Consider the following 23,930-nt stretch of genomic DNA (forward strand, 5'->3'; position numbering starts at 1 on the left):
GGGACTCACAAAACCGGTATATTCTTGAATGTATTGGAATCCTCCCTTTTTATCGATCCCTAAAAAGGGTGCCACGAGGATAGCGATGAGTAATGCGGCGATGACTACTTGTTTCCCCACTTTTACCAACTGCGCTTCAGATGCGGGTTGCGTTCGGTTTTTGTTGTAAATATCCAAGGTAAAAATAGTCGCAATACTGTTGGCTTTCCCTGCCAATGAGGCCACAATAGCGGCGGTTAGTGCGGCGAAGGAGAGTCCTTTCAATCCCACAGGGAGTAAGTTCAATAGCGTAGGATAGGCGCGGTCTGGATTTAAACTACCGTCTTGCATCAATTCGTTACCAAAGTAGCCGTTTTGATGCAATACATAGGCAGCAATGCCTGGGATGACAACGATAATCGGCATAAGTAATTTTAAAAAAGCAGCAAACAAGATCCCTTCACGGGCCGTTTTCAAATCGGCGCCCAAGGCACGCTGCGTAATGTATTGGTTACAGCCCCAATAGTTCAAATTGATGATGAGCATTCCTCCAATCAGTACCGACAAGCCTGGGAGATCCATATAATTCGGATTGGTTTTGTCAAAAATCATGTGAAAATGATCGGAGGCATTCTCTTTCATCAGCGAGAAACCGTTCCATACGCCAGTTGTACCGTATTGTTCGGCGACTAAATTCAACGCAAGATAGGTTGTCACGAGTCCGCCCAAAATCAAAAAGAACACCTGAATCACATCGGTGTAACCAATTACTTTCATGCCACCAAGAGTAATCATAAGGGCAAAAACAGCCAAACCGATCATACAGAGCGTTAGGTTTAACCCCGAAATGCTGCTGATAGCCAAGGCGCCAAGGTATAAAATGGAGGTAAGGTTGACTAAGACATACAGTAAAAGCCAAAATACCGACATAATCATGGCTACTTGACCGTTGTACCGTTGGTGCAGGTACTGCGGCATGGTGTAGATTTTATTTTTTAAATACACGGGAATGAAAAAGACAGCTACAAGGAGTAAGGTAAATGCGGCCATCCATTCGTAGGTAGCAATGGCTAATCCCATTTTGAATCCGCTACCACTCATGCCAATAAACTGTTCAGCACTGATATTGCTGGCGATTAATGAAGCACCAATCGCCCACCACGTGAGTGAACCCTCGGCTAAGAAATAGTCTTTACTATCGGTTTCTTTTTTTTTCTTTTTATAATAAATGTAGCCTCCGTAGCTTACGATAAGGATAAAATAAAGGAAAAAGACAATGTAATCTTGGGTAGCTAATGTTTTCATACTACGTTTGTTTATAATGTTGGTTGGAGGTTTCCCGAAGGATAGAAGCACTTTGCTCGGGCGTGATATCGCGTTGTGCTTCGCCGAGCATTTCGTAGCCTACCATGAATTTTTTAACCGAGGCACTACGCAGTAATGGCGGGTAAAAATGCATGTGCAAGTGCCATTCGGGGTGATGCATTCCATCGGTAGGGGCTTGATGCATTCCTGCCGAATAGGGGAACGGCGTTTGGAAAAGATTGTCGTATTTCACCGTAAGCACTTTCATGGCTTCGGCAAATGAGGCCTTTTCTTCAGCAGTAAATTCAAGGATGTTCGAAATTGTTCGCTTCGGGAGCAAAAGGGTTTCATAAGGCCATGTTGCCCAAAAGGGTACCACAACGATACAATGAGCGTTGCTATAGACCACACGTTCTTCGGCCCGTATTTCTGCCTGAATGTAATCGGAAAGCAGATTCGTTCCGTTTTGTTGGTAATAGCGAGTCAAATGCTCATGTGTTTTGGCTACTTGCGTAGGAAGTGACGATTGTGCCCAGATTTGACCGTGGGGATGTGGATTGCTGCATCCCATGATGGCGCCTTTATTTTCAAAAATTTGAACATGGTTTATGTAATCCAGTTGCCCTAATTGTTGGTATTCGCTTTGCCAAGTGGCAATGACTTTTTCAATGGCCATTACGTTCATTTCGGCCAAAGTCAAATGGTGGTATGGGGAAAAGCATACGACGCGATTGATGCCGCGCTCCGGTTGCAGTTTAAAAAAAGAATCAGGAGGAGTAGTATTTTCTACCTCCTGATTCAGTAAGGCGGCAAAGTCATTGTCAAAGACAAAACAGTCCGAATATTCAGGGTTAATTTCTCCATTGGCACGTGTATTTCCTGCGCACAAATAGCACGAGGGGTCATGAGAAGGTAGCGTGTCGTTAACAACAGTTTCATGTTGTCCTTGCCACGGACGTTTGGCCCGTTGTGGTGAAACCAAAATCCATTCTCCCAACAAGGGATTATAGCGACGGTGCGGGTGTTTGTTTCGATCAAAAACCATCATGCTTTTTGGTATTGGGTGGTTCCTTTTGAAATTTTTACAGGGTAGTAGTTCAAATGGATACCAAATTTTTCAAAATACGCCGATTTCATCGAGGCGATAATTGTTTTTTCTTGAATTTTTGGAACTAGATTAATAGAGCAGCCTCCAAAGCCTCCGCCCATCATTCGGCTTCCTAAAACACCTTCGTGTTGCACCATTGTTTCGACCAAAAAATCAATTTCTGGGCAACTAACTTCATACTCTTTGGAGAGTCCCCAGTGCGTTTCGGTCATCGTTTGTCCCAACAAAGAAAAGTCTTTGGCTTGCAATGCCGCAACGGCTTGACCAACACGGGCTATTTCTTTGACGACAAAAAGGCAGCGTTTGTAAATGATATCGCCTAATTCGGTTTTGAGATTTTCAATCATTTCCAACGAACAATCGCGAAAGGTGTGTACTTCTGGATAATGTGATTGAATCATTTTTATACCCACTTCCACTTCATTTCTTCGGTCATTATAACCTGAAGTGAGGTGTGTGTGTTTGACACAACTGTCCAAAAGTAGCAAACTGTAGTCCCCCAAATGGGCATCATAATAGGAATAATCCAAAGTAGTACAATCGAGTTTGATGACCTTGTTTTTTTTGCCAAAAACAGAAGCAAATTGATCCATAATACCGCATTTTACGCCTGCAAAACGATGTTCTGCTTGTTGGCCAATCAAGGCAATCTCCTGACGGGAAAGCCCAAGGTCAAACAGCGTATTTAGAGCAAAAGCCAATCCGCATTCTACAGCTGCCGACGAGGAAAGACCCGATCCCATGGGTACGGTGCTGCTAAATGCCATTTGAAATCCCGATACTTTTTTATTCCGACGCTTGAGTTCGTCCAAAACGCCTATAAGGTAATTGACCCACATGGTTTCAACAGGGACCAAATTGTCGTGAATCGAGAGCGAATAGGATTCGTTGATGTCTTTGGCATGAAAAGAAATGGTATCATTGTTGGTTTTTCGCAGGGCAAAACAAACGTATTTATTGATGGCGGCAGGCAAAACAAAACCGTCATTGTAATCTACGTGTTCCCCAATGATATTGATACGTCCTGGTGATAGAAAAATGGCGTCAGGGGCTTGATGATAAAGGTGTTGAAAATGTTCGCGGGTGTGACGTACAAGTTGTTTTTTCATGAAGGCTTATTTGTTTTGGGTCAATGTTAGGATTGCCGTTTGTAGGCCATTGGCCGATGCTTTTAACACCACTGGTCCTGCGATAGTTCCCGCCTGAATAATTACTTGGCATTTTCCATTAAATGCATTGCGTTGCCAAATGCCATTTGAAGATTGATCGGGTTCGTGCGAACTTGGATCGCCGTTCCCAACACCAATGATTTTGGCCTCTCCTGTGAGTTCAAATTGGACGCGGTTATCGGCTACAGGCACTTCACGGCCTTCTGCATCGACAATTGAAAGGTTGACAACGATAACGTCAGTGCCGTTAGCTTGGCATTGCACACGGTTGGATGTGGCGATAACGCGATGGGGCGTTCCGGTAGTTTCTACATGTGCAGTGATGCGTTTTCCTTTTTTATACCCAACCGCTTCAAGTTTTCCCGGTTCAAAAGGAATCGACCATTTCAGATGACTATTGCGGGGCATGATTTTTTTACCCAAACTTTTTCCATTTAAAAAAAGCTCCACATCCTCGGCATTGGTGTTGACCCAAACTTCAATAGGTAGCCCCACTTTATCCGTCCAGTTCCAATGGGGAGAAATATGCATTACTTCCTCATCAGTCCACCAACTTTTGTAATAATAATAAATGTTTTTTGGAAAACCACACATATCCAAGATGCCAAAATGCGAATTGATATTGGGCCATTTGTAGGGTGTAGGTTCTCCACGATAATCAAATCCTGTCCAAACAAAGCCACCCATCCAATAGTCGTTTTCGGCCGCCAGTCGCCACCAATCTTCGGCTTTGCTCGCCCACCAAGGTGCTGTGATATCTTGATCGGGAACATAAGCTCGAAAGGGGTCTTTTTCATAAATACCGCGGGTAGTTACGGTACTGCCCATTTCGGTTCCTACCAGCGGCTGTTCCGGATGGTCTTTGTGATAATAGGCTATAGCAAACTGCCGGTAATTGAATCCGCGTATCGGAATGACTTCATTCACTCCCGGAAATTCGTTCCCCATATCGGCGGCATACGTACTGGTACGTGTAGGATCAAGTTCCCGTTGTTTGGCTAGTAAAGTAAGGGCAATTTTTTTACCAAAATCATTTTTCTGAATCCATCCTTCTTCATTCCCAATTGACCATAAAAATACCGAAGGATGATTGCGGTCGCGTTTGATTAGTCGGGTGAATTGATCCAAATATTCCGCACTGCTGTTCAACAGGCGCTGTTCGTCGACCACCAACATGCCGAGACTGTCACACGCTTCTAGGAGTTCGCGCGTAGGGGCATGATGACTGGCGCGGTAGGCATTGGAACCCATTTCTTTCAGTAGTTTTATACGGTAATACTGCAAATCATCGGGTAAAGCACTGCCCACCCCTGCATGGTCTTGGTGGTTGTTGGTTCCTTTAATTTTAAGAGGTTTTCCATTCAAGAAAAATCCTTTTTTACCGTCAAATGCGACGCTACGAATTCCGAACTTGGTTTTTTGTTGGTCGACGATTTTTCCATTTTGTTTGACAACGGTTACCGCTCGGTATAGGTACGGATTGTCAATGTCCCAAAGAAGCGGATTATTGAGTGTAATTTTTTGTTTGATTGTGCCTTGTTGGTTGGTCATCAAGTTGAGTTTCTGATCGCTCGACTTCCCTAGTATTTTTCCATCACGAGAGGTAATATAGGTTGCAACGGTACAATAGGTAGGGGAAAAGTTTTTGTTGGTCACTGTGGTTTCAAGGGTTACGGTTGCTTTTTTACCCTCTATTTTCGAATGAACAAAAAAGTCCCCATCAGCCACATGCAGGGAATTAAATTGATGCAACCAAACATGCCGATAGATGCCTGCTCCTTCATAGAACCAACCCTCATACTGCGTTGCGTCCACGCGAACAACCAATACATTTTCTTTATCGAATTGAATGTAGTCGGTTACATCATAGGTGATGCCTACATAGCCACTTTGGTTGGTTCCTACATAAAACCCATTGAGCCATACGGAAGCATTTCTAAAGATGCCATCAAATTGCAATGCATAGCGGTCGAGTCCGGTTTGTGGGGTAATGGTAAAGTGCTTGCGATACCAGCCGATGCTGGTTTCTGGAAACCGTCCGCCGACTGGTTTGTAGCCGTGTGATTCCACTTCATAACTTGGATCGTACACAAAAGGCAAGGTTACGGCCCAATCGTGAGGGATATTGATTTTGGTCCAAGTTGTATCTACAAATTTCGGATCAATAGCGGTTTGTGCAGCGCCTCCCGATTTGGAGAAAATGGTAGCCAGACTATAGTTGAAATCTTTTTCGGGTAGTGCTGCATGTCCGAAATGAAAGCGCCAATCGCTATCGAGTTTGGTGACACGTTGCGCTTGGGTTGAAAAGCAAATACAGCCCAATATTCCTAGGAAGAATAGCGTTTTTTGCATAGGTTTAGTTTTTAAAAGCGTCCAAAGCGGGGGAAGGCTGGCCATTTTCCAACCAAGCATTTAAGCTGTAGTGACTCCAACTTTGAACGCCTTGAGGTTCCCAATAAAAGACACCCAGACCACGCTGATTAGGAACTTTTCGTACCGCATTTAGCGTAGCTTTTAGTAATTGAAAGGTATTGTCAACTTTGGAGACCTCGCCGCCTACTTCAACAATCATGACATCTTTATTGTATTTTTTAGACAAGGTAATCAAATTCGTTTCCAAATCGGTGATAGTTTCCCTGAAATCCTTTTTTATCCAAAAAGGGTAGTAGGAGAGTCCAATGATATCATAACGCACTTGGTGCTGCGTGGCTTGGTCAAAAAAGGTGTTGAATTTTTCAATATTATTTCCTTCATCCACATGCACGATCACTTTGATGTTGGGATTTACGGCTTTGGTGGCGTCATATCCTTTATTGAGGAGTGGTGCCAATTGGTTCCAATGTTGGGTGCTGCCGTCGGGCCAGAGCATTCCGCCTGGAATTTCATTGCCAATTTGAACCCAATCCGGGGTGATGCCCGCCACTTTGAGGGCAGTAAGTACATCAAGCGTATGTTGGTAAACGGCATCGCATAGTTTTGGGAATGATAGATTTTCCCAAGCTTTGGGTTTGTTTTGTTTGGCAGGATCGGCCCACGAATCGCTGTAATGGAAATCGATAAGGATGCGCATGCCTAATTTTTGCGCCCGAAGCGCCATAGCCACCGTTTCTTCAGTGCTACAATGGCCGCTGGTTTTGTCGTTGTTAGGGTTCACAAAAATGCGCAATCGGATGCTATTCATGCCCAATTCTTTTAAAATAAGCAAACAGTCTTTGGGTTGGCCTTGCGGGTCTTTAAAGGTGATGCCGCTGGCTTCCATTTGGGGTAGCCAACTCACATCGGCTCCTTTGGCAAAAAAGGGTTCTTGCGCCCAAGCCATTACAGTACCCCACAGGCATAGCGTTGTGAATAGCTTTTTCATTTTTCAATCAATTAATTGGCATTAAACACGCTCATCGCAGGCAAAGCATTTTGATTAAAGTCCCATAAGGCTTGATTTTCCCAACTTGATCCATTGGTCGCTGTGGGTCCCCGAAACGCCACCCATTCGGCGCCCCAATAGCAAAATCCAATACCTACGGGCGATTGATTCACCATGTTTTTGATGGCTGAGAAAAAGCCGCGTTGGCCATTGGGAGTGGCGTCAAAACCGGGGATTAATTGGTTGTTTAGTCCCACCACATTGTTGGTAAAATCATCAAAGCCAAGGGTGAAAGGGTAGGAAGTTTCCGCCAGCATGACTTTTTTATTATGTAAGTTGCCCAAAGCATTCATCTTGTTTTGTACATCGACCAAACTTTTTCCATGCCAAATAGGGTAGTAGGAGAGACCGATGTAGTCATAGTCAACTTGAGCTACTATTCCAAAATACCAATCAGCTCCTGTTAAACCCGCAAAATGAAGCATGATTTTTGTGGCAGGATTGGCCGAACGAACGGCTCCACAAGCCGCATTTACAAGTTGTAAATATTGATTTTCTTGTGTCGAAAGGCGTCCTTCTGGCCAAAGCATACCGTCGTTGGTTTCGTTTCCAATTTGAATGATATCGGGTTGAATTTCGTTGACAATTTGTGTGGTGTAACTAATCACTACATTTTTTAAGCTGTTAAAATCCATACTCTGCCAGGCTGCGGGTTTGGTTTGGTGTCCAGGATCGGCCCAAGTATCAGAATAGTGTACGGTGATCCAAACTTTCAGTCCCGCTTGTTTGATGCGTTGTGCAAAAGTTTTTACTTCATTAAATCCGCTGTGTCCGCCAGCTGGATTGTGCCAAAGGCGAATGCGAATGGCGTTGCAACCCGCGTTTTTGAGGGTGAGAATGGGGTCTTCAGCCATCCCATTATTTTTGTATACTGTACCTTCACTTTCGATAAGCGGAATAAAAGAAGCATCCGTAGCCCGATAAAAAGTCGGTTCGGGGGGGGGAGTTGAACCTGCATTTTCTTCATTGTTCGAACAAGAAAAAAGAAAGATAAAACTACATAAAGAGAGTAACTTTTTCATACGCTTATTGTATTTGAAATTGAAATAACGTTTCGTGTAAATAGGGTTCGCCTTTTCGTACTACAGTATTTGGAAAATGCGGGTGATTGGGGGCGTCGGGAAATTTTTGAGTCTCAAAACAGATGCCGCTTAGGCTATGGTAGGCAGCTTGTTCTTTACCCTTGATGCTGTCAAAACAGTCTCCGCCAACATAAACATGCACGGCAGGTTGATTGGTAAAAACATCCATGCGTAATTGGTTTTTAGGACTGTATAAAGTCGCTGCATGGGCATTGGAGAGGATAAATGTAGTATCACACGCTTTTGGACAATCCCGAAGTTGCATGAAGTCTTCGGCAGTATCACGAACGGAAATACGATTTCCTGTGGGAATCAAATCCGGGGTAGTCTCCAATTTTTGTGGGGCATAAAGTTGCAATTGCATGCCATGAATCGAAGCGTCGTGTCCGTTTAAATTGAAATAACTGTGTTGGGTGAGATTAATAAAAGTATCTGCAGTTGTTGTTCCTTTGAAGGTTACTTTAAGGGTGTTGTTTTCCAGAAGTTGGTAGGTTACCCACAAGGTTAGAATGCCCGGATAGTTCCCTGCTCCTGCCGCCGAGGTAAAGGTATAGGTCAAACTCGGGTTTTCACCAAAAGTCACCGATTTAAACCGCCACAATTGATTGCTTAGGTTGGTCGAGCCGCCATGCAAATGGTGCAATCCGGCATTGGTTTCCAGTTGAATGATTTCGCCGTTTAGCGGTGCTTTACCTTGATTGATTCGCCCAGCAAACGGTCCCACTACAGCCCCCATAAATTGTGGGTTGGGTGAGGAAAACGATTGCATATAGTCGTCGATCGATTCAAAACCGAGGACAACATCGACCGCATACAGTTCATTCACTGGAATTTTTAAACGAGTAATCGTCGCTCCAAAATCGGCTACAGAAAGTTCCATACCATTTTGATTGCGAATGGTGCGCAAATACACATCTTGACCCAAAGGCGTTGTCCCGAAAAATTGCGCTCCCGTAGTCGACTGTATTTGCGAATGTGACGATTTCATCCTGATTTTTTTTGGGATTATCAAAATTAGTCGACTTTATTGTAAATTACATACCGGTACCTACCAGTTTTTGTTTTATTCCCTACCGGTTTTTAAAAATGCGCATTATACACATAGATAAACAGTCCGTTACGCCCATTTATAGGCAAATAGTAGCTGCCGTAGAGGAAGCGATTGTGACCAAGAAATGGCGAAAACATGATCGATTACCCTCCGTGAACAAGGTGTGTTTGGAAAACGGGGTCTCGCGTGATACCGTTTTGACGGCTTATGAAATATTGAAAAAGCAAGGGGTTATTTACGCTCATTTGGGGAAAGGATATTTTGTAAAAAGTGAGGATCTAACTTATACACAGCGCTATTTTTTATTGTTTGACGAATGGAATGCCTTTAAAGAAGATATTTATAATGCGTTCTTAGACGCTCTAGGTGATAAAGCACAAGTGGATATTTATTTTCATCATTTTAATTTAGGATTGTTTCGGAAAATGATTGACGATGCGGCGGGAAGTTATTTCAAATACATTATCATGCCCTCTAATATGGAAGGAGTAGAGGAAGTCATTGCACAATTACCATCGCAGGATGTATTGATTTTAGACCAAACGCGTCCCAGTTTACAGCAGTATCCCAGTATTTATCAAAATTTTGTTCGGGCCATGTATTCGGCTTTGACATTGGCAGCTTCGCGTTTGGAGCCTTATACCCAAATCGTATTGTTGTTCCCTGGTCAGAAGGAGCCTTTGGGGATGGTCACTGGTTTTGAGCAGTTTTGTCGTGATTTTGGAAAACACTATGCCATTCAATCGCACTTTGAGCTTTCGCAATTGGAACGGGGAACGGTGTTTGTTATCCCAGACGATCGGGATTTGGTTCGTGTGGTAGAAAAATCACAAGAATACGGATTGGAAATAGGTAGCGATGTGGGCATAATCTCCTACAATGATACGCCATTAAAAAAAGTGGTAGCCCGAGGAATAACGACGATTTCGACCGATTTTTCAGCGATGGGTAAACGTTTGGCAGAGTGGGTGCATACCCAAGAATTTATTCAGGAGGAAAATCCAAGTCGTTTGTTATTGCGGCAATCGTTATAACTGATTTATATCATATTCTTTCATTAATGTATCAACTACCTTTAAGGGATAAATTAATTGAAATTCTTATGAAAAATCATGTGCCGGTCGCTACGATTATGACCAAAAATGTAATTAAACTCAACAGTACAGACGATTTAACGAAAGCAGAGGCGTTGTTTAAAAAGCATCACATCCGCCACATTCCCGTGGTGCAAGGCAATACGATTGTTGGGATGTTGAGTCTTACCGATTTGTTGCGCATTTCTTTTGTCGATGCCGTTGACGAAGAAGCTATGGAGGTAGACACTACGGTGTTCAATATGTTTTCGATAGAACAAGTGATGGCGCGCCATTTGGTTGTCGTATCGCCAGAAACTACCATTCAGGAGGTTGCCGAAATTTTAGCCTCACGCGAGTTTCACGCCTTGCCTGTCGTATTGGATGAAATATTGGTTGGAATTGTGACCACAACCGATTTGATCAAATACTTATTGGCACAGTATTAAAAAAGGCTCCCGAAGAAGCCTTAGTATCATTGTGTGATTGATTTCAAATTTTGAATCGTTGCTATCGGATTTTCAGCGCGGAAGACAAAACTCCCTGCCACCAAAACATCCGCGCCAGCAGCAACCAATTGTTTTGCGTTTTGGTCGGTTACTCCACCGTCGATTTCGATTAAGGTTTTTGCGCCTTTCTCTGCAATCAGTTGTTTTAAACGGATAATTTTGTTGTAGGTATTTTCGATAAACGATTGTCCCCCAAAACCGGGATTCACACTCATCAAACAGACCAAATCAATATCTTGAATACAATCGTTTAAAACTTCAATAGGGGTATGCGGATTTAAAGCGACTCCTGCTTGCATTCCCTCGGCTTTGATGGCTTGAAGAGTGCGGTGCAAATGGGTGCAAGCTTCGTAATGTACTGTTAACACGTTGGCGCCAAGTTGTGCAAAGGTTTTAATGTATCGGTCAGGATCGATAATCATTAAATGCACATCAATGGTTTTTTTAGCATGTTTTTGAATGGCTTCCAAAACAGGCATTCCAAATGAAATATTGGGAACAAAAACGCCGTCCATAATGTCAATGTGGAACCAATCTGCTTCCGATTGATTAATCATTTCGATATCGCGTTGTAGATTAGCAAAATCTGCTGCCAATACCGAAGGAGCGATGAGAGTGTTTTTCATTGTGGATGTAGTGAGTTAGTGATGTTTTGGCAAAGGTAAAATTTTAACCGCAAAGACCGCAAAGGTTCGTCGCAAAGTTCGCTAAGAAAAATAAATGTTTTTTATTACTGGTTTGCGTGAAGGATTGAGCAATTGTTTGAGCTCTTTTTGTAGTGTGTAATGCAATGAAACACTACAAAAAAGCGAGTGCGAAAGCCTGGCCTGAAAGGACACGCCCAAAAAATGAGGTATAAGTAATGAGGTATAAGATAAGATTACTTCGCTTAAAAAGCTCGCAATGACAAAAGCAAAACTCCGGACCCGAGCAGCATGCGAACGGTGTGAAACAAAACTCGAGCTGGAAGCGAACAGACCGGGTTTTGTTTGCCCTAAAAAAACAAAACTCCGGTAATCAGCCGGAGTTTCAATCATCAATCAAAAAACGAACAGTCGTGGACTGTTGTTGCGTTAAATAAGTTTCAAGTTTCCCCCGAAATTTCAGGATTAGGTTGTTTGATTACCCAAAAAATTTTATTCTTGAAACGTTTGTATTATCCTAAATACGTTTTTAATATTTTGCTTCGTGACGTATGTTTCAAGCGTCGGATGGCTTTTTCTTTAATTTGGCGAACACGTTCACGCGTTAAGTCGAAAGTTTCTCCAATTTCTTCCAACGTCATCGGGTGTTGATCTCCTAACCCGAAGTACAAACGCACAACGTCAGCTTCTCTTGGTGTTAAGGTTTCTAATGAACGTTCGATTTCAATGCGTAACGATTCATGAATTAACTCACGATCGGGATTCGGTGATTCTCCCGAACGCAATACGTCGTATAAGTTAGAATCTTCCCCTTCTACCAAAGGCGCATCCATCGATAAGTGACGTCCCGAGTTTTTCATGGACTCTTTTACGTCATTTACGGTCATGTCTAACTCCTTAGCGATTTCCTCAGCGGAAGGTGGACGCTCGTTTGATTGCTCCAGTAAGGCGTACATTTTATTGATTTTATTTATCGAACCAATTTTATTCAACGGTAAACGAACGATACGCGATTGCTCGGCCAAGGCTTGAAGAATCGATTGACGGATCCACCAAACCGCATACGAGATGAATTTAAAACCACGGGTTTCATCAAAACGTTGCGCCGCTTTAATTAACCCCAAATTTCCTTCATTGATTAAGTCAGGAAGGGTTAATCCTTGGTTTTGGTATTGTTTTGCTACAGATACAACGAAACGTAAATTAGCTTTGGTAAGTTTTTCAAGTGCACGTTGATCACCGGCTTTAATGCGCTGTGCCAATTCCACTTCTTCATCGGCAGTAATCAAATCGACTTTACCGATTTCTTGAAGGTATTTGTCTAAGGAAGCAGTTTCACGATTGGTTACCTGCTTGGTGATTTTGAGTTGTCTCATTACGTTTTCTCCTTATTATAATTAAGTGTTCAGGTGTTTTTACGTAACGAGTTTCCTAAAAGTTACAAGTTTTGAATTTTATTTTCTTTTTTATTTTTTGGGCACGCCCCGATGGCCAGAATTTTTGTTGACGATAACAAACATTGTCATACGCAATCAGGGCCGGGTCATCCGCTGTATCTGCCCCTCCTTGCGTCGGGGCAGGATGCCGCTTCTCCCCCTCATGCACTTCCTGCGCTTAATGAAAAGATAATGAATCCATGAAGTAGGAGGGATAACTTTTTCTCAATACTTAAAAATAGCGCACTAAACGTGTGCCAACATTGGCTGTATTTTTAGGAAGTAAAACGGTCGCCCCGGTACTAAAATCAATGCATTTTGCCTGAGGCGTTCCCGTGTCGGTTGAACTCCAGTAGGGAATCGCTGTAAATCCACCGGTCCCGTTCACGTGCAAATTGTCATATATCAGTTTTAACTCATCATGCGAAGGCAAACACCAGTCGCGTTGGTCCCCAAAATCACTCGTTAAGGCCGATAATGCGGCTACAGTTCCATTATTCAACGTACTGCAAATCCCCGGATTCGTCGCATATTGGTTCAACGATTCGTGAAAATTGGCAATAGCCACCGAGTTTTGATATCCGCTACCCACACCATCAAATTGGGCGTTCATCAAATTGGAGGTGACACATCCCCATTCGCCCACGGGCAAATTATTGGGAGCAACTTCCATATAACGCCATCCCTCCGAATAACTTCCTTTATCGTAAGCAATAATCCCTCCCGAAGGGCCGAAATCACCCACTTGATAAGGCAGAACTTCATTACACGTCTGAAGAAAAAACCGCTCTCCTCCCGAATAGGAGAGCTTTCTATACGGTCCCACAAAGCCCAAATAGTGGTAACTTTTATTCCAATAGGTCGCGATGGGATTAATACCCGCAAAGTTAATGTTGATGTACGATTTTCGATTGATAATCATCACCGTCCAAGTCCCTAAATAGTTGTTGCCCAAGTGGCGTAAGGTAATGGTACCATCTGGATTGGCATAGAAAATAGCGCCAGCATATTCATTATCGGGATTATCAGGCAGGTATGGAATTTTTGTTACGCAACTCGTAGGGGTGCAAAATTGCCCATTCACATACGAAATAACACTTTCATCTGAACACGAACGCAGCGAAATCAACAGTTCATCATCGTTGTTAATACTAATTACATTGCCATTGGAATCGGTGGTTTCAATCGGATATGAGATGCTGATGGTATGATTTAAGGGTAAATCCACTAATGTTTGAAACAACGTACTGTCATCGATCATGGTCAAGTTTTGCACCGGTTCGCGATTCGTGTTGTACACCAACAGTTGAAAAGGATATACAAAATCAATACAGATTTGTTCCTTCATGGGGTCACCATTTTGTGAAGTAGTGTTTAACATGAGTTTGAAGAGCTCATTTTGATATCCGATGGTCGGTACGGTACGATCAGCGGGTTCGTTATTACAACTCTCTGCACCGAGTATCAATAAAGTAAGGAGGATAAAATGTTTAATTTTTGGTAAGGATTTCATAGCATTGTTTCCAAGAATGACGATAAAAATGTGCAGAGGTTGCGTCATCGCAAAACAATTTCTAAAAATTACTTAAAAACAAAAACCCCAATCACAACGGATTGGGGTTTTCTATCTAAAAAAAGAAATGAATTAACCTTCTTGATTTTCTTTAGCATCACCTTTCGGTGGGAAAGGCTTGCGCGGGCCACCTTCTGAGCGTTTGTCTTCGCGCGGAGGACGATTTTCATCACGCGGAGGACGTGGTAACAATTGTTTGCGAGAAACTTTCTCTTTGCGTGTTTTGGGATCAATACCCAAGTATTTCACTTGGAACACATCGCCCATATTCACCACATCAGAGGGTTTTTCAGTGCGCTCCCATGCCAATTCAGAAACGTGAAGCAATACTTCATTTCCTGGCGCTTGGGTATATTCAACTACCGCACCAAAGTCCAACATCTTGATGACACGAACTTCATAGGTCTCGCCAATTTCGGGCTTGAAAATAATGGAATCGATTTTAGCCAATACCATTGCGATGCCGTCCGGACTTGTGCCTAGGATTTCTACAATACCTTGCTCGTCCACTTCGTTGATTACAATGGTAGTACCCGATGCTTTTTGTAACTCTTGAATTACTTTTCCACCTGGACCTATAAGTGCACCAATAAAGTTACCTGGGATAGTTCGGGTAATAATTTTTGGAGCGTGATCTTTAACGTCTGTTCTTGGTGTAGCGATGGTCTCAGTAATTTTACCTAAAATATGCATACGGCCTTCACGTGCTTGCTCCAAGGCTTGCTCCATGATGTCGTAGCGCAATCCATCAATTTTGATGTCCATTTGACAAGCGGTAATTCCGTCTGCAGTCCCCGTTACTTTAAAATCCATATCACCCAAGTGATCTTCATCTCCTAAAATATCGGAAAGGACAGCAAATTTTTGTCCGTCAGTAATCAATCCCATGGCAATACCAGAAACCGGTTTAATCATTTGAACTCCCGCATCCATTAGTGCCATTGTTCCAGCACAAACCGTTGCCATCGATGAGGAACCGTTGGATTCTAATACTTCTGAAACCACACGAATGGTATACGGACAATCGGCAGGAATCATATTCTTTAAGGCGCGTTGTGCCAAATTTCCATGACCTACTTCGCGACGCGACGTTCCACGTAAGGGTTTGGCTTCTCCAGTGGAGAACGGAGGGAAGTTGTAGTGTAAATAGAATTTTTCTTCCCCTTGTTCAGAGGCATTGTCAATCACATTGGCTTCGCGAGACGTTCCAAGGGTTACTGTTGCCAAGGCTTGTGTTTCCCCACGGGTAAACAAAGACGATCCGTGAACAGAAGGTAAGTAATCTGTTTCGCACCAAATAGGTCTGATTTCAGTTGTTTTTCTTCCATCTAAACGAATGCCTTTTTCTAAAATCACATTACGTACGGCCTCTTTTTGTGTTTTGTAGTTGTATTTACCAACCAACCCTGGTAAATCGGGGTTTTCGGCGTATTCTTCTTCACTAAAAAGCGCTTTTACTTCTTCCTTCACTGCAGCAAACTTTTCGCCTCTTTCGCTTTTTGCAGAAGCTTCTTGTGCGATAGCATAATACTTGTCATACGAAGCTGCTTTAACTTTTTTGTAAACCTCTTCATCTTCAACCTCACCTTCATATTCGCGGTATGCTGGAGAACCAACAGCGGCTCTTAATCGCTCTTGCGCTTGAATTTGAATTTTGATGGCTTCGTGAGCAAACTTGATCGCTTCAATCATTTCGGCCTCTGAAATTTCTTTCATTTCTCCTTCTACCATCGCAACAGAATCCATAGAGGCACCGATCATCATGTCGATATCTGAACGCTCTAAATCGGTGCGACTTGGGTTGATGACCAATTTTCCGTCGACACGGGCTACACGAACTTCCGAAATTAAGTTGTAAAAAGGAATGTCAGAAACGGCCAGCGCAGCCGAAGCAGCCAATCCAGCCAATGCATCGGGCATTACCTCTTCATCATGCGACATCAATTGAATCATGATTTGGGTTTCAGCATGATAATCATCAGGGAACAACGGACGCAATACGCGGTCAACCAAACGCATGGTCAACACTTCTGCGTCACTGGGACGTGCTTCACGTTTGAAGAATCCACCTGGGAAACGACCCGCCGCGGCAAATTTTTCACGGTAATCAACCGTTAATGGTAAAAAGTCTACTCCGGGATTGGACGTGCGTGCCGATACGGCAGTGGCCAATAGCATAGAATTGCCCATGCGAACAACAACCGAACCATCGGCTTGTTTGGCAAGTTTCCCGGTTTCAATGGTGATGGTTCTTCCATCGGCCAAAGTAATGGTTTCTTGGGTTACTTTTGGAATCATAAAATTTAATCCTGTTTTTAATTAAGGTTAGTTGTGTTGTTGTTAGTTGTTGTAACCCAATGAAAAACTGAAACTTTTTTTTAATGGTGGTTAAAAAAAAGAGGCGCGCAGGCACCTCTTTCGTTTAGTATTATTTTCGAATACCTAATTCTTTGATAATCTCACGATATCTATTGATATCTTTATTTTTAAGATAATCGAGTAAGCTTCTGCGTTTACCTACCAATTTCACCAAGGAACGCTCTGTATTGAAATCGTGACGATTTTTTTTCAAGTGTTCAGTTAAGTGGTTGATACGGAAGGTAAATAAGGCAATTTGCCCTTCAGCTGATCCCGTGTTTTCTGATTTTCCTCCGTGTTTAGCGAAGATTTCTTGTTTAACTTCTTTCGTTAAATACATGCTAATATTTTTTTAAATAATTATTATGTAGCTTGGGTCTTTCCCAAGACGTGTGCAAAGGTAGCCTTATTTTTGAATTTGACAAATAAAAAAAAGGAATTAAAATAATTTGGCAACTTCTTGATTTACAAACTCCAAGAAACGTTCGTCTGCGTCAGAAAAAGGATCAAGGACATGGCTGTCGATGTCGATTTGACCTATATTTTCACCGCGAACAAACAAGGGAACTACGATTTCTGATTTAACCGTAAAACTACAAGCGATGTAATTATCCTGGGCCGAAACATCGGGAACCACAAAATTGGCATTGGATTCGGCGACTTGCCCACAAATGCCTTTCCCAAAAGGAATTTCGGTATGGTCTGTTGCAGCACCTACATAGGGTCCTAAGTGAAGGGTGCGCGTTTCATGATTGGCAAAGTAAAATCCCACCCAATTGTAGTAGGATACTTTTTTATTTAAAAGCGCACAAAGCTCTTGTAACTTTTCTTCACGTGTTTTAGCGGGTTGCGATAAAATCGATACAACTTCGGGGTGTAAATCTTCAAATTGCATTTGCAGTATTTTTTTGCAAAAGTAACCAATGGCTTTTCGTATTTTTACCTAAAATTTGTTAAAAACACCCTTTGAAATCCTTATTCTCGGTTTATCGGCCTTTTTTATTTTTTTTACTGCGATTTATCGTATCGTATGCTCTATTGACTCTAATGTACCAAGGATATCTTCAGCAATATGATTCGTCCAAAAAAGAAGTGGATTACATAACCTATCAGGTAGCAGATCAGTCCAAATGGGTGTTGCAGATTTTTGATGATACCGCCTACACCGCTCCCAATTTTAAAGAGGCTGGCGTTAAATTGTTTTATCATAATACCTGGATTGCACGGATAATTGAAGGGTGTAATGCCGTAAGTGTGATGATTTTGTACACTGCTTTTGTATTGGCTTTTCGCGGAACGTGGCAACGAACCCTTTGGTTTGTACCACTCGGAATAGGAATAATTCACTTGGCAAATATTTTACGAATTGCATTGCTAGCCATCGCACTCTATCATTTTCCAGCCTACGAACATGCACTACACGGCGTATTGTTTCCAATGGTGATTTATGGTATTGTTTTTTTACTTTGGATGGTATGGGTTAATCGTTTTTCCAATTATGCAGCACCATCCACAAAATAAGTTTAAATGGTTTTTGATTGCCTTCCTCGTTGGGCTGCTATTGTGTATTCGAGCGGGTGAGGCGCAATGGTTTTATGATCCACTTTTGGTCTACTTTAAAAATGATTATCAAAATCAGCCTCTTCCTCCAATAGAATCCGTTCGCTATGGGTTGCATTTATTCCTTCGTTATGGACTTAATTCAGTGGTCTCTATGGCGATTTTATTTGTAGTATTTCGCAGTCGAGAACAATTGCGTTTTGTAGGGTATTTGTATGTTGGTTTGGGATTCATTTTGGGTGCATCCTTTTTTTTGCTTTACGATACATCGGGCGATACCCATAAATTACTAATTTTTTATGTTCGACGCTTTTTAATTCAACCCCTTTTTCTGTTGCTTTTTATACCTGCATTTTATTATCAAAATAAACATCGATAGCTTTATTATTTCGTACCTTTAATACATAAATGTAAGGGTATGAAAGTGGTAAAACAATCGGGGCATTATGTTGATTTTGATCGTGAAAAGCTTCGTAAGTCAATGCTCCGCTCTGGAGCCGAAGCGACGTTGGTCGATAACGTAGTTCAAAAAATTAGCGAATCAATCTATGATGGTATTAGTACACGTAAGATTTACAAGCTAGCATTTTCTTTACTCAAAAAAGAATCTAGTTCTCATGCGGCACGATATAATTTAAAGGCAGCTTTGCAAATGTTAGGGCCAGCAGGTTTTTTCTTTGAAAAGTTTATCGCAAGACTTTTTGAAAGACAAGGATACCAAGCGGAGGTGAATTGTTTATTGCAGGGAACTTGTGTTACCCATGAAATCGATGTTGTGGTTCAAAAAAATGAAATTACGGCCATGATAGAATGTAAGTTTCATGCCACGCCACTTGCAGTAACAGATGTAAAGGTGCCCATGTACATTCTTTCCCGTTTTAATGATATTAAGCCGCTGCAACACAAGGTGTTTGGCCACTCCCACTCTATAACAGCTTGTATTTTAGTGACCAATAATCGGTTTACGACAGACGCTTTAACTTTCGGAACATGTAGCGGACTAACCTTATTGAGTTGGGATTATCCCCTTCATGAAAATATTCGTCATCTCATCGATCGTGAAGGATTGTACCCAATAACCTGTTTGACCACATTAACAGTAGTCGAAAAGGAAAAGGTGTTGATTCAAGGCGTTATTTTGGTGTCCGACTTGCCCAATCAATCCCATGTGTTGGAAACTATCGGACTCAGTCCACAGCGGATAAAAAATGTTTTGCAAGAAATCCGTGAATTAACCAAAACCTAATGGCAGTATGAAAGTAACTTTTTTGGGCGGTGTGGGTACCGTTACTGGGTCAAAAATCTTAATCGAATCGGAGGGAATTCGAATCCTCGTTGATTGTGGACTTTTTCAAGGATTAAAAAATCTTAGGGAATTGAATTGGCAGCCGCTACCTGTTTTGCCAAAAACGATTGATTTTGTATTACTAACCCATGGCCATCTCGACCATTGCGGGTGGCTTCCTCTTTTGGTTACTCAAGGTTTTGAGGGTAAAATTCTCTGTACTCCAGCTACACGTGATATTACTAAGTTGATATTGTTGGATAGCGCAAAGATTCAGGAAGAGGAAGCCGAGCGCGCGAATAAAGAAGGTTTTTCAAAACATGAAGTCGCCCGCCCGCTGTATACTGTTGAAGAAGCCGAAGCGGTATTTCCATTGATGCATTCTATTCAAGAAGATGTCGTAATCGCTCTCAATCCTGAAATTTCAGCTCTTTTTTTTGGGGCAGGACATATTCTTGGAGCGTCTTCGATTCAACTTACATTAGAAGGAAAGACACTTGTTTTTTCTGGGGATATTGGTCGTGAGAATGATGATTTAATGCGGGCGCCTATACGACCTAAAAAAGCAGATTTTGTTTTTTTAGAGAGTACCTATGGCAATCGTATTCATCCCGTTGAGGTAGTAAAAGATGTTTTGCAGGAAATAATTAATGCTGCTTTCGAGAAAGGAGGGACTGTTTTAATCCCCAGTTTCGCAGTTGAACGGGCTCAAGTATTGATGTATTTATTGTGGCAATTAAAAGAGGAAAATCGCATACCAAATATCCCCTATATTTTAGATACCCCAATGGGAATTAGTGTGTTGCAACTGTTTAAAAATCATTCGCAGGGACATAAATTACCCCTACACGAATGTGAGGCCATGTGTCATATGTTTCAATCTATTTCCAATTACAAAGAAACAATAGCAACCATTTATGATGCACGCCCCAAAGTGGTTATAGCTGCTAGTGGAATGCTAACAGGGGGTCGAATACTAAGTTATCTTGAGCGATATCTTGAGCGTCCTGAGACCTCAATTGTTTTGGTTGGGTATCAAGCCGAAGGAACCCGCGGCCGTAAATTATTGGAGGGAGCAAAAGAACTTAAAATGTTTGGAAAATATTTTCCAGTTGAGGCCACTGTTTATGAAATTGAAGGGCTGTCTGCACATGCCGATCAAACGGGTTTGCTCCAATGGTTGAGTGCAATACAAAAGCCCCCCCAAAAGCTTTTTTTAGTTCATGGAGAAAATGAAGCTGCCGATGCCTTGCGTATAAAAATTCAAGAAACCTATGGTTGGTCAGTTCATATACCGCAACTCGGGAGCTCCATTACCATTTGATTTTTAACGTTCTATTGTCAGAATACAAGTGTAAATTACCTACTTTTGTGCAATGGTTTTGAATAGGATTTTCACATTCTGGCTTGCATTACTGATTGGGTTTGCTCAAATGGGAGTTTCCTTGCATGTGCATTATTGTGCTGGGGAAGTAGCCTCTGTTAAAACCGTTTTGGGGTTCACTGAACTTGCCGCACAAATGGAAGACAATTGTTGTGGTGAAGATTCAACAACTCTCGAAAAAATGTCTTGTTGCAAAGATAAAAAATTCAAGTTCAAAGACACTTCCGAAAAGTTACTAGTTAAAGATATTACGCCTGAATTACTTGCTTTTGAAAGTAATAACGCCCTCTTTTTATCTTGTTTTTTGCCGATACATACGGTTCATAAAAAACCAATTTTAGCGTATTATTGCGATGCGCATGGACCGCCATTGTACGAGCGCTTTTCCCAACGATTATTTTACGCTTGATTTATTATTTGACTCTTATATCTTTTGTCAAATAATAAATTATTGCATTTATGAAAACACCTACGTTTGTAGTAGCGTTGTGCATTTCTGCGATGACCTTTGGCCAACAAAAATTGGAGGAAGTCAAAGTAGAAGGAAAGTCGCGAAGCATTCAAAAATCCTTATCCAAAACAACCAACACTGCTGTAGTAACCTCCAAAGAGTTGCTCAAAGCCGCCTGTTGTAATCTTGCCGAGAGTTTTGAAACCAATCCCTCTATTGATGTCAATTTTTCGGATGCTCTTACCGGAACTAAGCAAATTCGAATGCTCGGATTAACGAGCCCCTACATTCTTATAGCTGAGGAGAATATTCCCTCTGTACGGGGAGCCAGTCAAATTTATGGACTTTCCTTTATTCCAGGAACTTGGGTAGAAAGTATACAAATTACCAAAGGAGCCGGCAGTGTTGTCAATGGCTATGAGAGTATCTCTGGGCAAATCAATACCGAATTGATAAAACCCATAAAAGATATTCCCTTTTTCCTCAATGCCTATGCCGACAATGGAAACCGCTATGAATTAAATACCCATTTTAATACCAAATTAGGAAAACATTGGGCGTCAAGTTTGTTCATTCATGGCAATGCCCGTGTAGGGAAAAATGACATGAACGATGATGGATTTCTCGATAATCCCTTGGGGCAGCAGTTTAATGTAACCAATCGTTGGCAATATACCAATCCCGAAACCGGTTGGGTATCTTTTTTTAACCTAAAGTATTTGAATGATCAAAAGCAGATGGGTGAAGTCGATTTTCATCCCCACCATCATCGTGGAACGACCCAACGTTGGGGATCTGAAATAAATACCGAACGCTTTGATGTAACCACCAAGTCGGGGTATGTATTCAAAGGAATGCCTTACCAAAGTTTGGGGTTTCAGAATGCCTTTTCATATCATCATCAATCCTCGTATTTTGGCTTACGCAATTATGCCATGAAACAACAAAGTTTGTATTCCAATTTTATTTTTAACTCCATTATCGAAAATACCCGAAACAAATTTTCAACAGGAATCAATCTAACGTTAGACCGCTACACCGAAGTATTGGATGCCGCCGATTACAGTCGCATCGACAACGCCATTGGAACCTTTTTTGAGTATACCTTTGATAATGGGAAAACGTTTAGTTATATTCTAGGAGGTCGTATCGATTATCATAATCGCTTAGGGGTGTTTTTTACCCCACGTTTTCATTTGCGCTACAATCCTTGGGAGTTTGGGGTGTTGCGCCTATCGCTAGGTCGGGGAAAAAGAGCCGCCAATATTTGGGCAGAAAACCAAACGTTATTCAACAGTTCCCGGCAATTTGTGGTGCAAAATTCAGGGGGTTCATTGTACGGTTTAGATCCTGAAATCGCTTGGAATTATGGGGTTAGTTTTACCCAGAAGTTTCGCGTATTTAACAAAAACGCTGCTTTTACTATTGATGCCTACCGCACCGATTTTCAAAACCAGGTAGTCGTCGATGTAATGCAAAATGCGCAACAGGTTATTTTTTACAATTTACAGGGTCGTTCGTATGCCAATAGTGTTCAAGTTGAATTTGATCTCGAACCCCTACATCGGTTGAATATTCGCAATGCGTTTAAATTTTATGATGTGGCTACCGACTATTTGGCGGGCCGATTTCAACGTCCGCTACAAGCTAGAAATCGTTTCTTTTCCAATGTTGAGTATGAAACAGCACTCACAGAAAAGCACCAACAATGGAAAATGGATGCCACCTACAACTGGATGGGTATTCAACAATTGCCCTATACTGGAAACAACCCTGCATCGGAGCAATTGGGTAATTTTTCACCTTCGTATTCCTTGGTCAATGCACAAGTGACCCGAGTGTTTTCTTCATCGATTGAGGTGTATGTAGGGGTAGAAAATCTATTCAACTACCAGCAAGAGCGAGCTATTCTGGGAGCAGATGCGCCCTTCGGACCCAATTTTGATGCCACCATTATCTATGCTCCTGTTTTTGGCCGAATGGTGTACACCGGATTACGCTACAAAGTCTTATAAATTAAAAAAACGAATTTTAAATCGCAACTAGTATGAAAAATGTACTGATATTAATGATGGCCTTGTTTTCCATTCAAGGATGGTCGCAAGAGAAAAAGAACAAAAATGCTATATATACCATTGAAGTGAATGGTAATTGTGAAACTTGTAAACATCGCATTGAAAAAGCGGCCTATGCAGTCAAAGGAGTTAAATCAGCCGTATGGAATATTGAGACGCACCAGATGCAATTGATCATCAACGAGGAAAAAACAAGTCTCGATACGGTAAAAAAAGCCATTGCTGCCATCGGGCATGATGTAATCGGCTCCTATAAGGCCCCCGATGAGGTCTATGAAAAACTACACCATTGTTGTAAGTATGAACGCGTCAACTAAATGATTGACGTTTTGATGACGATGAAATAGGCCTTAAAATAGTGTTGTTGTGCTCTCGGTTTTATGGAGCGTAAAATGCATCAGTATTCTGCCAAAAAATTAAGACTCCTTTTGGAAAATAATGCCTAATTTCACGACTTCAAAAAATAG

At 41.9% G+C, this 23,930-nt stretch carries 22 protein-coding genes; 9 read left to right on the plus strand and 13 right to left on the minus strand.

Annotation, left to right across the window (positions count from 1 at the left end):
- The 7 genes from Q0037_RS02105 to Q0037_RS02135 form a co-directional block, all read right to left on the minus strand.
- Window positions 1–1,284, minus strand: a 1,284-nt coding sequence (locus Q0037_RS02105; RefSeq protein WP_297514740.1) for a sodium/solute symporter, incomplete at its 3' end; no start/stop codon positions are given.
- 1 nt (window position 1,285) lies between these two features.
- Window positions 1,286–2,332, minus strand: a complete 1,047-nt coding sequence (locus Q0037_RS02110) for a UDP-glucose--hexose-1-phosphate uridylyltransferase (RefSeq protein ID WP_297514743.1) — start codon at window positions 2,330–2,332, stop codon at window positions 1,286–1,288.
- On the minus strand, window positions 2,329–3,501 hold the full coding sequence (gene galK, locus Q0037_RS02115; RefSeq protein WP_297514746.1) for a galactokinase: 1,173 nt from the start codon (window positions 3,499–3,501) through the stop codon (window positions 2,329–2,331). The genes Q0037_RS02110 and galK overlap by 4 nt, the downstream gene beginning before the upstream one ends.
- A 6-nt stretch (window positions 3,502–3,507) precedes the next feature.
- A complete protein-coding gene (galA, locus tag Q0037_RS02120; RefSeq protein ID WP_297514749.1) occupies window positions 3,508–5,913 on the minus strand; it encodes a beta-galactosidase GalA in 2,406 nt (801 codons plus the stop codon).
- A gap of 4 nt (window positions 5,914–5,917) precedes the next feature.
- Window positions 5,918–6,922: a glycosyl hydrolase 53 family protein gene (locus Q0037_RS02125; protein ID WP_297514752.1), complete on the minus strand. Its 1,005-nt coding sequence runs from the start codon at window positions 6,920–6,922 to the stop codon at window positions 5,918–5,920.
- Window positions 6,923–6,933: 11 nt separating this feature from the next.
- Window positions 6,934–8,004, minus strand: coding sequence for a glycosyl hydrolase 53 family protein (locus Q0037_RS02130; RefSeq protein WP_297514755.1), 1,071 nt, complete (start codon window positions 8,002–8,004; stop codon window positions 6,934–6,936).
- 4 nt (window positions 8,005–8,008) lie between these two features.
- Window positions 8,009–9,052, minus strand: a complete 1,044-nt coding sequence (locus Q0037_RS02135; RefSeq protein ID WP_297514757.1) for an aldose epimerase family protein — start codon at window positions 9,050–9,052, stop codon at window positions 8,009–8,011.
- Between the two features lie 98 nt (window positions 9,053–9,150).
- Here Q0037_RS02135 and Q0037_RS02140 point away from each other — a divergent pair, with 98 nt between their 5' ends.
- The gene (locus tag Q0037_RS02140; RefSeq protein WP_297514759.1) at window positions 9,151–10,149 is read left to right on the plus strand and encodes a GntR family transcriptional regulator; all 999 of its coding nucleotides are present in this window, start codon (window positions 9,151–9,153) and stop codon (window positions 10,147–10,149) included.
- 68 nt (window positions 10,150–10,217) lie between these two features.
- On the plus strand, window positions 10,218–10,637 hold the full coding sequence (locus Q0037_RS02145; protein WP_297514762.1) for a CBS domain-containing protein: 420 nt from the start codon (window positions 10,218–10,220) through the stop codon (window positions 10,635–10,637).
- A gap of 26 nt (window positions 10,638–10,663) precedes the next feature.
- On the opposite strand, the gene rpe is transcribed toward Q0037_RS02145, so the two are convergent.
- The 6 genes from rpe to Q0037_RS02175 all read right to left on the minus strand — a co-directional run bounded on the left by rpe (window position 10,664) and on the right by Q0037_RS02175 (window position 17,603).
- A complete protein-coding gene (rpe, locus tag Q0037_RS02150; RefSeq protein WP_297514764.1) occupies window positions 10,664–11,323 on the minus strand; it encodes a ribulose-phosphate 3-epimerase in 660 nt (219 codons plus the stop codon).
- A gap of 530 nt (window positions 11,324–11,853) precedes the next feature.
- The gene (locus tag Q0037_RS02155) at window positions 11,854–12,717 is read right to left on the minus strand and encodes a sigma-70 family RNA polymerase sigma factor (protein WP_073363102.1); all 864 of its coding nucleotides are present in this window, start codon (window positions 12,715–12,717) and stop codon (window positions 11,854–11,856) included.
- Between the two features lie 292 nt (window positions 12,718–13,009).
- Window positions 13,010–14,338: a hypothetical protein gene (locus tag Q0037_RS02160; protein WP_297514767.1), complete on the minus strand. Its 1,329-nt coding sequence runs from the start codon at window positions 14,336–14,338 to the stop codon at window positions 13,010–13,012.
- Window positions 14,339–14,422: 84 nt separating this feature from the next.
- Window positions 14,423–16,648 (minus strand): polyribonucleotide nucleotidyltransferase, encoded by a 2,226-nt coding sequence (locus Q0037_RS02165; protein WP_297514769.1) that lies wholly within the window; start codon window positions 16,646–16,648, stop codon window positions 14,423–14,425.
- A gap of 130 nt (window positions 16,649–16,778) precedes the next feature.
- Window positions 16,779–17,048, minus strand: a complete 270-nt coding sequence (gene rpsO, locus Q0037_RS02170; RefSeq protein WP_297514772.1) for a 30S ribosomal protein S15 — start codon at window positions 17,046–17,048, stop codon at window positions 16,779–16,781.
- A 99-nt stretch (window positions 17,049–17,147) separates the two neighbouring features.
- On the minus strand, window positions 17,148–17,603 hold the full coding sequence (locus Q0037_RS02175; protein ID WP_297514775.1) for a GAF domain-containing protein: 456 nt from the start codon (window positions 17,601–17,603) through the stop codon (window positions 17,148–17,150).
- Between the two features lie 71 nt (window positions 17,604–17,674).
- Between Q0037_RS02175 and xrtF the strand changes: the two genes are divergently transcribed.
- Genes xrtF through Q0037_RS02210 form a run of 7 tightly spaced genes read left to right on the plus strand, consistent with a single transcriptional unit; the run spans window position 17,675 to window position 23,780 of the window.
- Complete coding sequence (gene xrtF, locus Q0037_RS02180) at window positions 17,675–18,229, plus strand: exosortase family protein XrtF (protein ID WP_297514778.1); 555 nt, start codon at window positions 17,675–17,677, stop codon at window positions 18,227–18,229.
- A gap of 13 nt (window positions 18,230–18,242) precedes the next feature.
- Window positions 18,243–18,647: an exosortase F system-associated protein gene (locus Q0037_RS02185; protein WP_297514781.1), complete on the plus strand. Its 405-nt coding sequence runs from the start codon at window positions 18,243–18,245 to the stop codon at window positions 18,645–18,647.
- 39 nt (window positions 18,648–18,686) lie between these two features.
- The gene (locus Q0037_RS02190) at window positions 18,687–19,514 is read left to right on the plus strand and encodes an ATP cone domain-containing protein (RefSeq protein ID WP_297514784.1); all 828 of its coding nucleotides are present in this window, start codon (window positions 18,687–18,689) and stop codon (window positions 19,512–19,514) included.
- A gap of 7 nt (window positions 19,515–19,521) precedes the next feature.
- Window positions 19,522–20,877, plus strand: a complete 1,356-nt coding sequence (locus tag Q0037_RS02195) for an MBL fold metallo-hydrolase RNA specificity domain-containing protein (protein WP_297514787.1) — start codon at window positions 19,522–19,524, stop codon at window positions 20,875–20,877.
- Between the two features lie 52 nt (window positions 20,878–20,929).
- Complete coding sequence (locus Q0037_RS02200) at window positions 20,930–21,346, plus strand: hypothetical protein (RefSeq protein WP_297514790.1); 417 nt, start codon at window positions 20,930–20,932, stop codon at window positions 21,344–21,346.
- A gap of 50 nt (window positions 21,347–21,396) precedes the next feature.
- On the plus strand, window positions 21,397–23,403 hold the full coding sequence (locus Q0037_RS02205; protein WP_297514793.1) for a TonB-dependent siderophore receptor: 2,007 nt from the start codon (window positions 21,397–21,399) through the stop codon (window positions 23,401–23,403).
- A gap of 32 nt (window positions 23,404–23,435) precedes the next feature.
- A complete protein-coding gene (locus tag Q0037_RS02210; RefSeq protein ID WP_297514797.1) occupies window positions 23,436–23,780 on the plus strand; it encodes a heavy-metal-associated domain-containing protein in 345 nt (114 codons plus the stop codon).
- Window positions 23,781–23,930: the final 150 nt, after the last annotated feature.

This window comes from Flavobacterium sp. (assembly GCF_027482425.1).
Taxonomy (GTDB): Bacteria; Bacteroidota; Bacteroidia; order Flavobacteriales; family Flavobacteriaceae; genus Flavobacterium.

What these genes read in the sequence shown, in the direction of transcription:
- Q0037_RS02110 (WP_297514743.1), bottom strand. Translation starts at nt 2,332, where the DNA reads ATGATGGTTTTTGATCGAAACAAACACCCGCACCGTCGCTATAATCCC.
- galK (WP_297514746.1), bottom strand. Translation starts at nt 3,501, where the DNA reads ATGAAAAAACAACTTGTACGTCACACCCGCGAACATTTTCAACACCTT.
- galA (WP_297514749.1), bottom strand. Translation starts at nt 5,913, where the DNA reads ATGCAAAAAACGCTATTCTTCCTAGGAATATTGGGCTGTATTTGCTTT.
- Q0037_RS02125 (WP_297514752.1), bottom strand. Translation starts at nt 6,922, where the DNA reads ATGAAAAAGCTATTCACAACGCTATGCCTGTGGGGTACTGTAATGGCT.
- Q0037_RS02130 (WP_297514755.1), bottom strand. Translation starts at nt 8,004, where the DNA reads ATGAAAAAGTTACTCTCTTTATGTAGTTTTATCTTTCTTTTTTCTTGT.
- Q0037_RS02135 (WP_297514757.1), bottom strand. Translation starts at nt 9,052, where the DNA reads ATGAAATCGTCACATTCGCAAATACAGTCGACTACGGGAGCGCAATTT.
- Q0037_RS02140 (WP_297514759.1), top strand. Translation starts at nt 9,151, where the DNA reads ATGCGCATTATACACATAGATAAACAGTCCGTTACGCCCATTTATAGG.
- Q0037_RS02145 (WP_297514762.1), top strand. Translation starts at nt 10,218, where the DNA reads ATGAAAAATCATGTGCCGGTCGCTACGATTATGACCAAAAATGTAATT.
- rpe (WP_297514764.1), bottom strand. Translation starts at nt 11,323, where the DNA reads ATGAAAAACACTCTCATCGCTCCTTCGGTATTGGCAGCAGATTTTGCT.
- Q0037_RS02155 (WP_073363102.1), bottom strand. Translation starts at nt 12,717, where the DNA reads ATGAGACAACTCAAAATCACCAAGCAGGTAACCAATCGTGAAACTGCT.
- Q0037_RS02160 (WP_297514767.1), bottom strand. Translation starts at nt 14,338, where the DNA reads ATGACGCAACCTCTGCACATTTTTATCGTCATTCTTGGAAACAATGCT.
- Q0037_RS02165 (WP_297514769.1), bottom strand. Translation starts at nt 16,648, where the DNA reads ATGATTCCAAAAGTAACCCAAGAAACCATTACTTTGGCCGATGGAAGA.
- rpsO (WP_297514772.1), bottom strand. Translation starts at nt 17,048, where the DNA reads ATGTATTTAACGAAAGAAGTTAAACAAGAAATCTTCGCTAAACACGGA.
- Q0037_RS02175 (WP_297514775.1), bottom strand. Translation starts at nt 17,603, where the DNA reads ATGCAATTTGAAGATTTACACCCCGAAGTTGTATCGATTTTATCGCAA.
- Q0037_RS02190 (WP_297514784.1), top strand. Translation starts at nt 18,687, where the DNA reads ATGAAAGTGGTAAAACAATCGGGGCATTATGTTGATTTTGATCGTGAA.
- Q0037_RS02195 (WP_297514787.1), top strand. Translation starts at nt 19,522, where the DNA reads ATGAAAGTAACTTTTTTGGGCGGTGTGGGTACCGTTACTGGGTCAAAA.
- Q0037_RS02200 (WP_297514790.1), top strand. Translation starts at nt 20,930, where the DNA reads ATGGTTTTGAATAGGATTTTCACATTCTGGCTTGCATTACTGATTGGG.
- Q0037_RS02205 (WP_297514793.1), top strand. Translation starts at nt 21,397, where the DNA reads ATGAAAACACCTACGTTTGTAGTAGCGTTGTGCATTTCTGCGATGACC.
- Q0037_RS02210 (WP_297514797.1), top strand. Translation starts at nt 23,436, where the DNA reads ATGAAAAATGTACTGATATTAATGATGGCCTTGTTTTCCATTCAAGGA.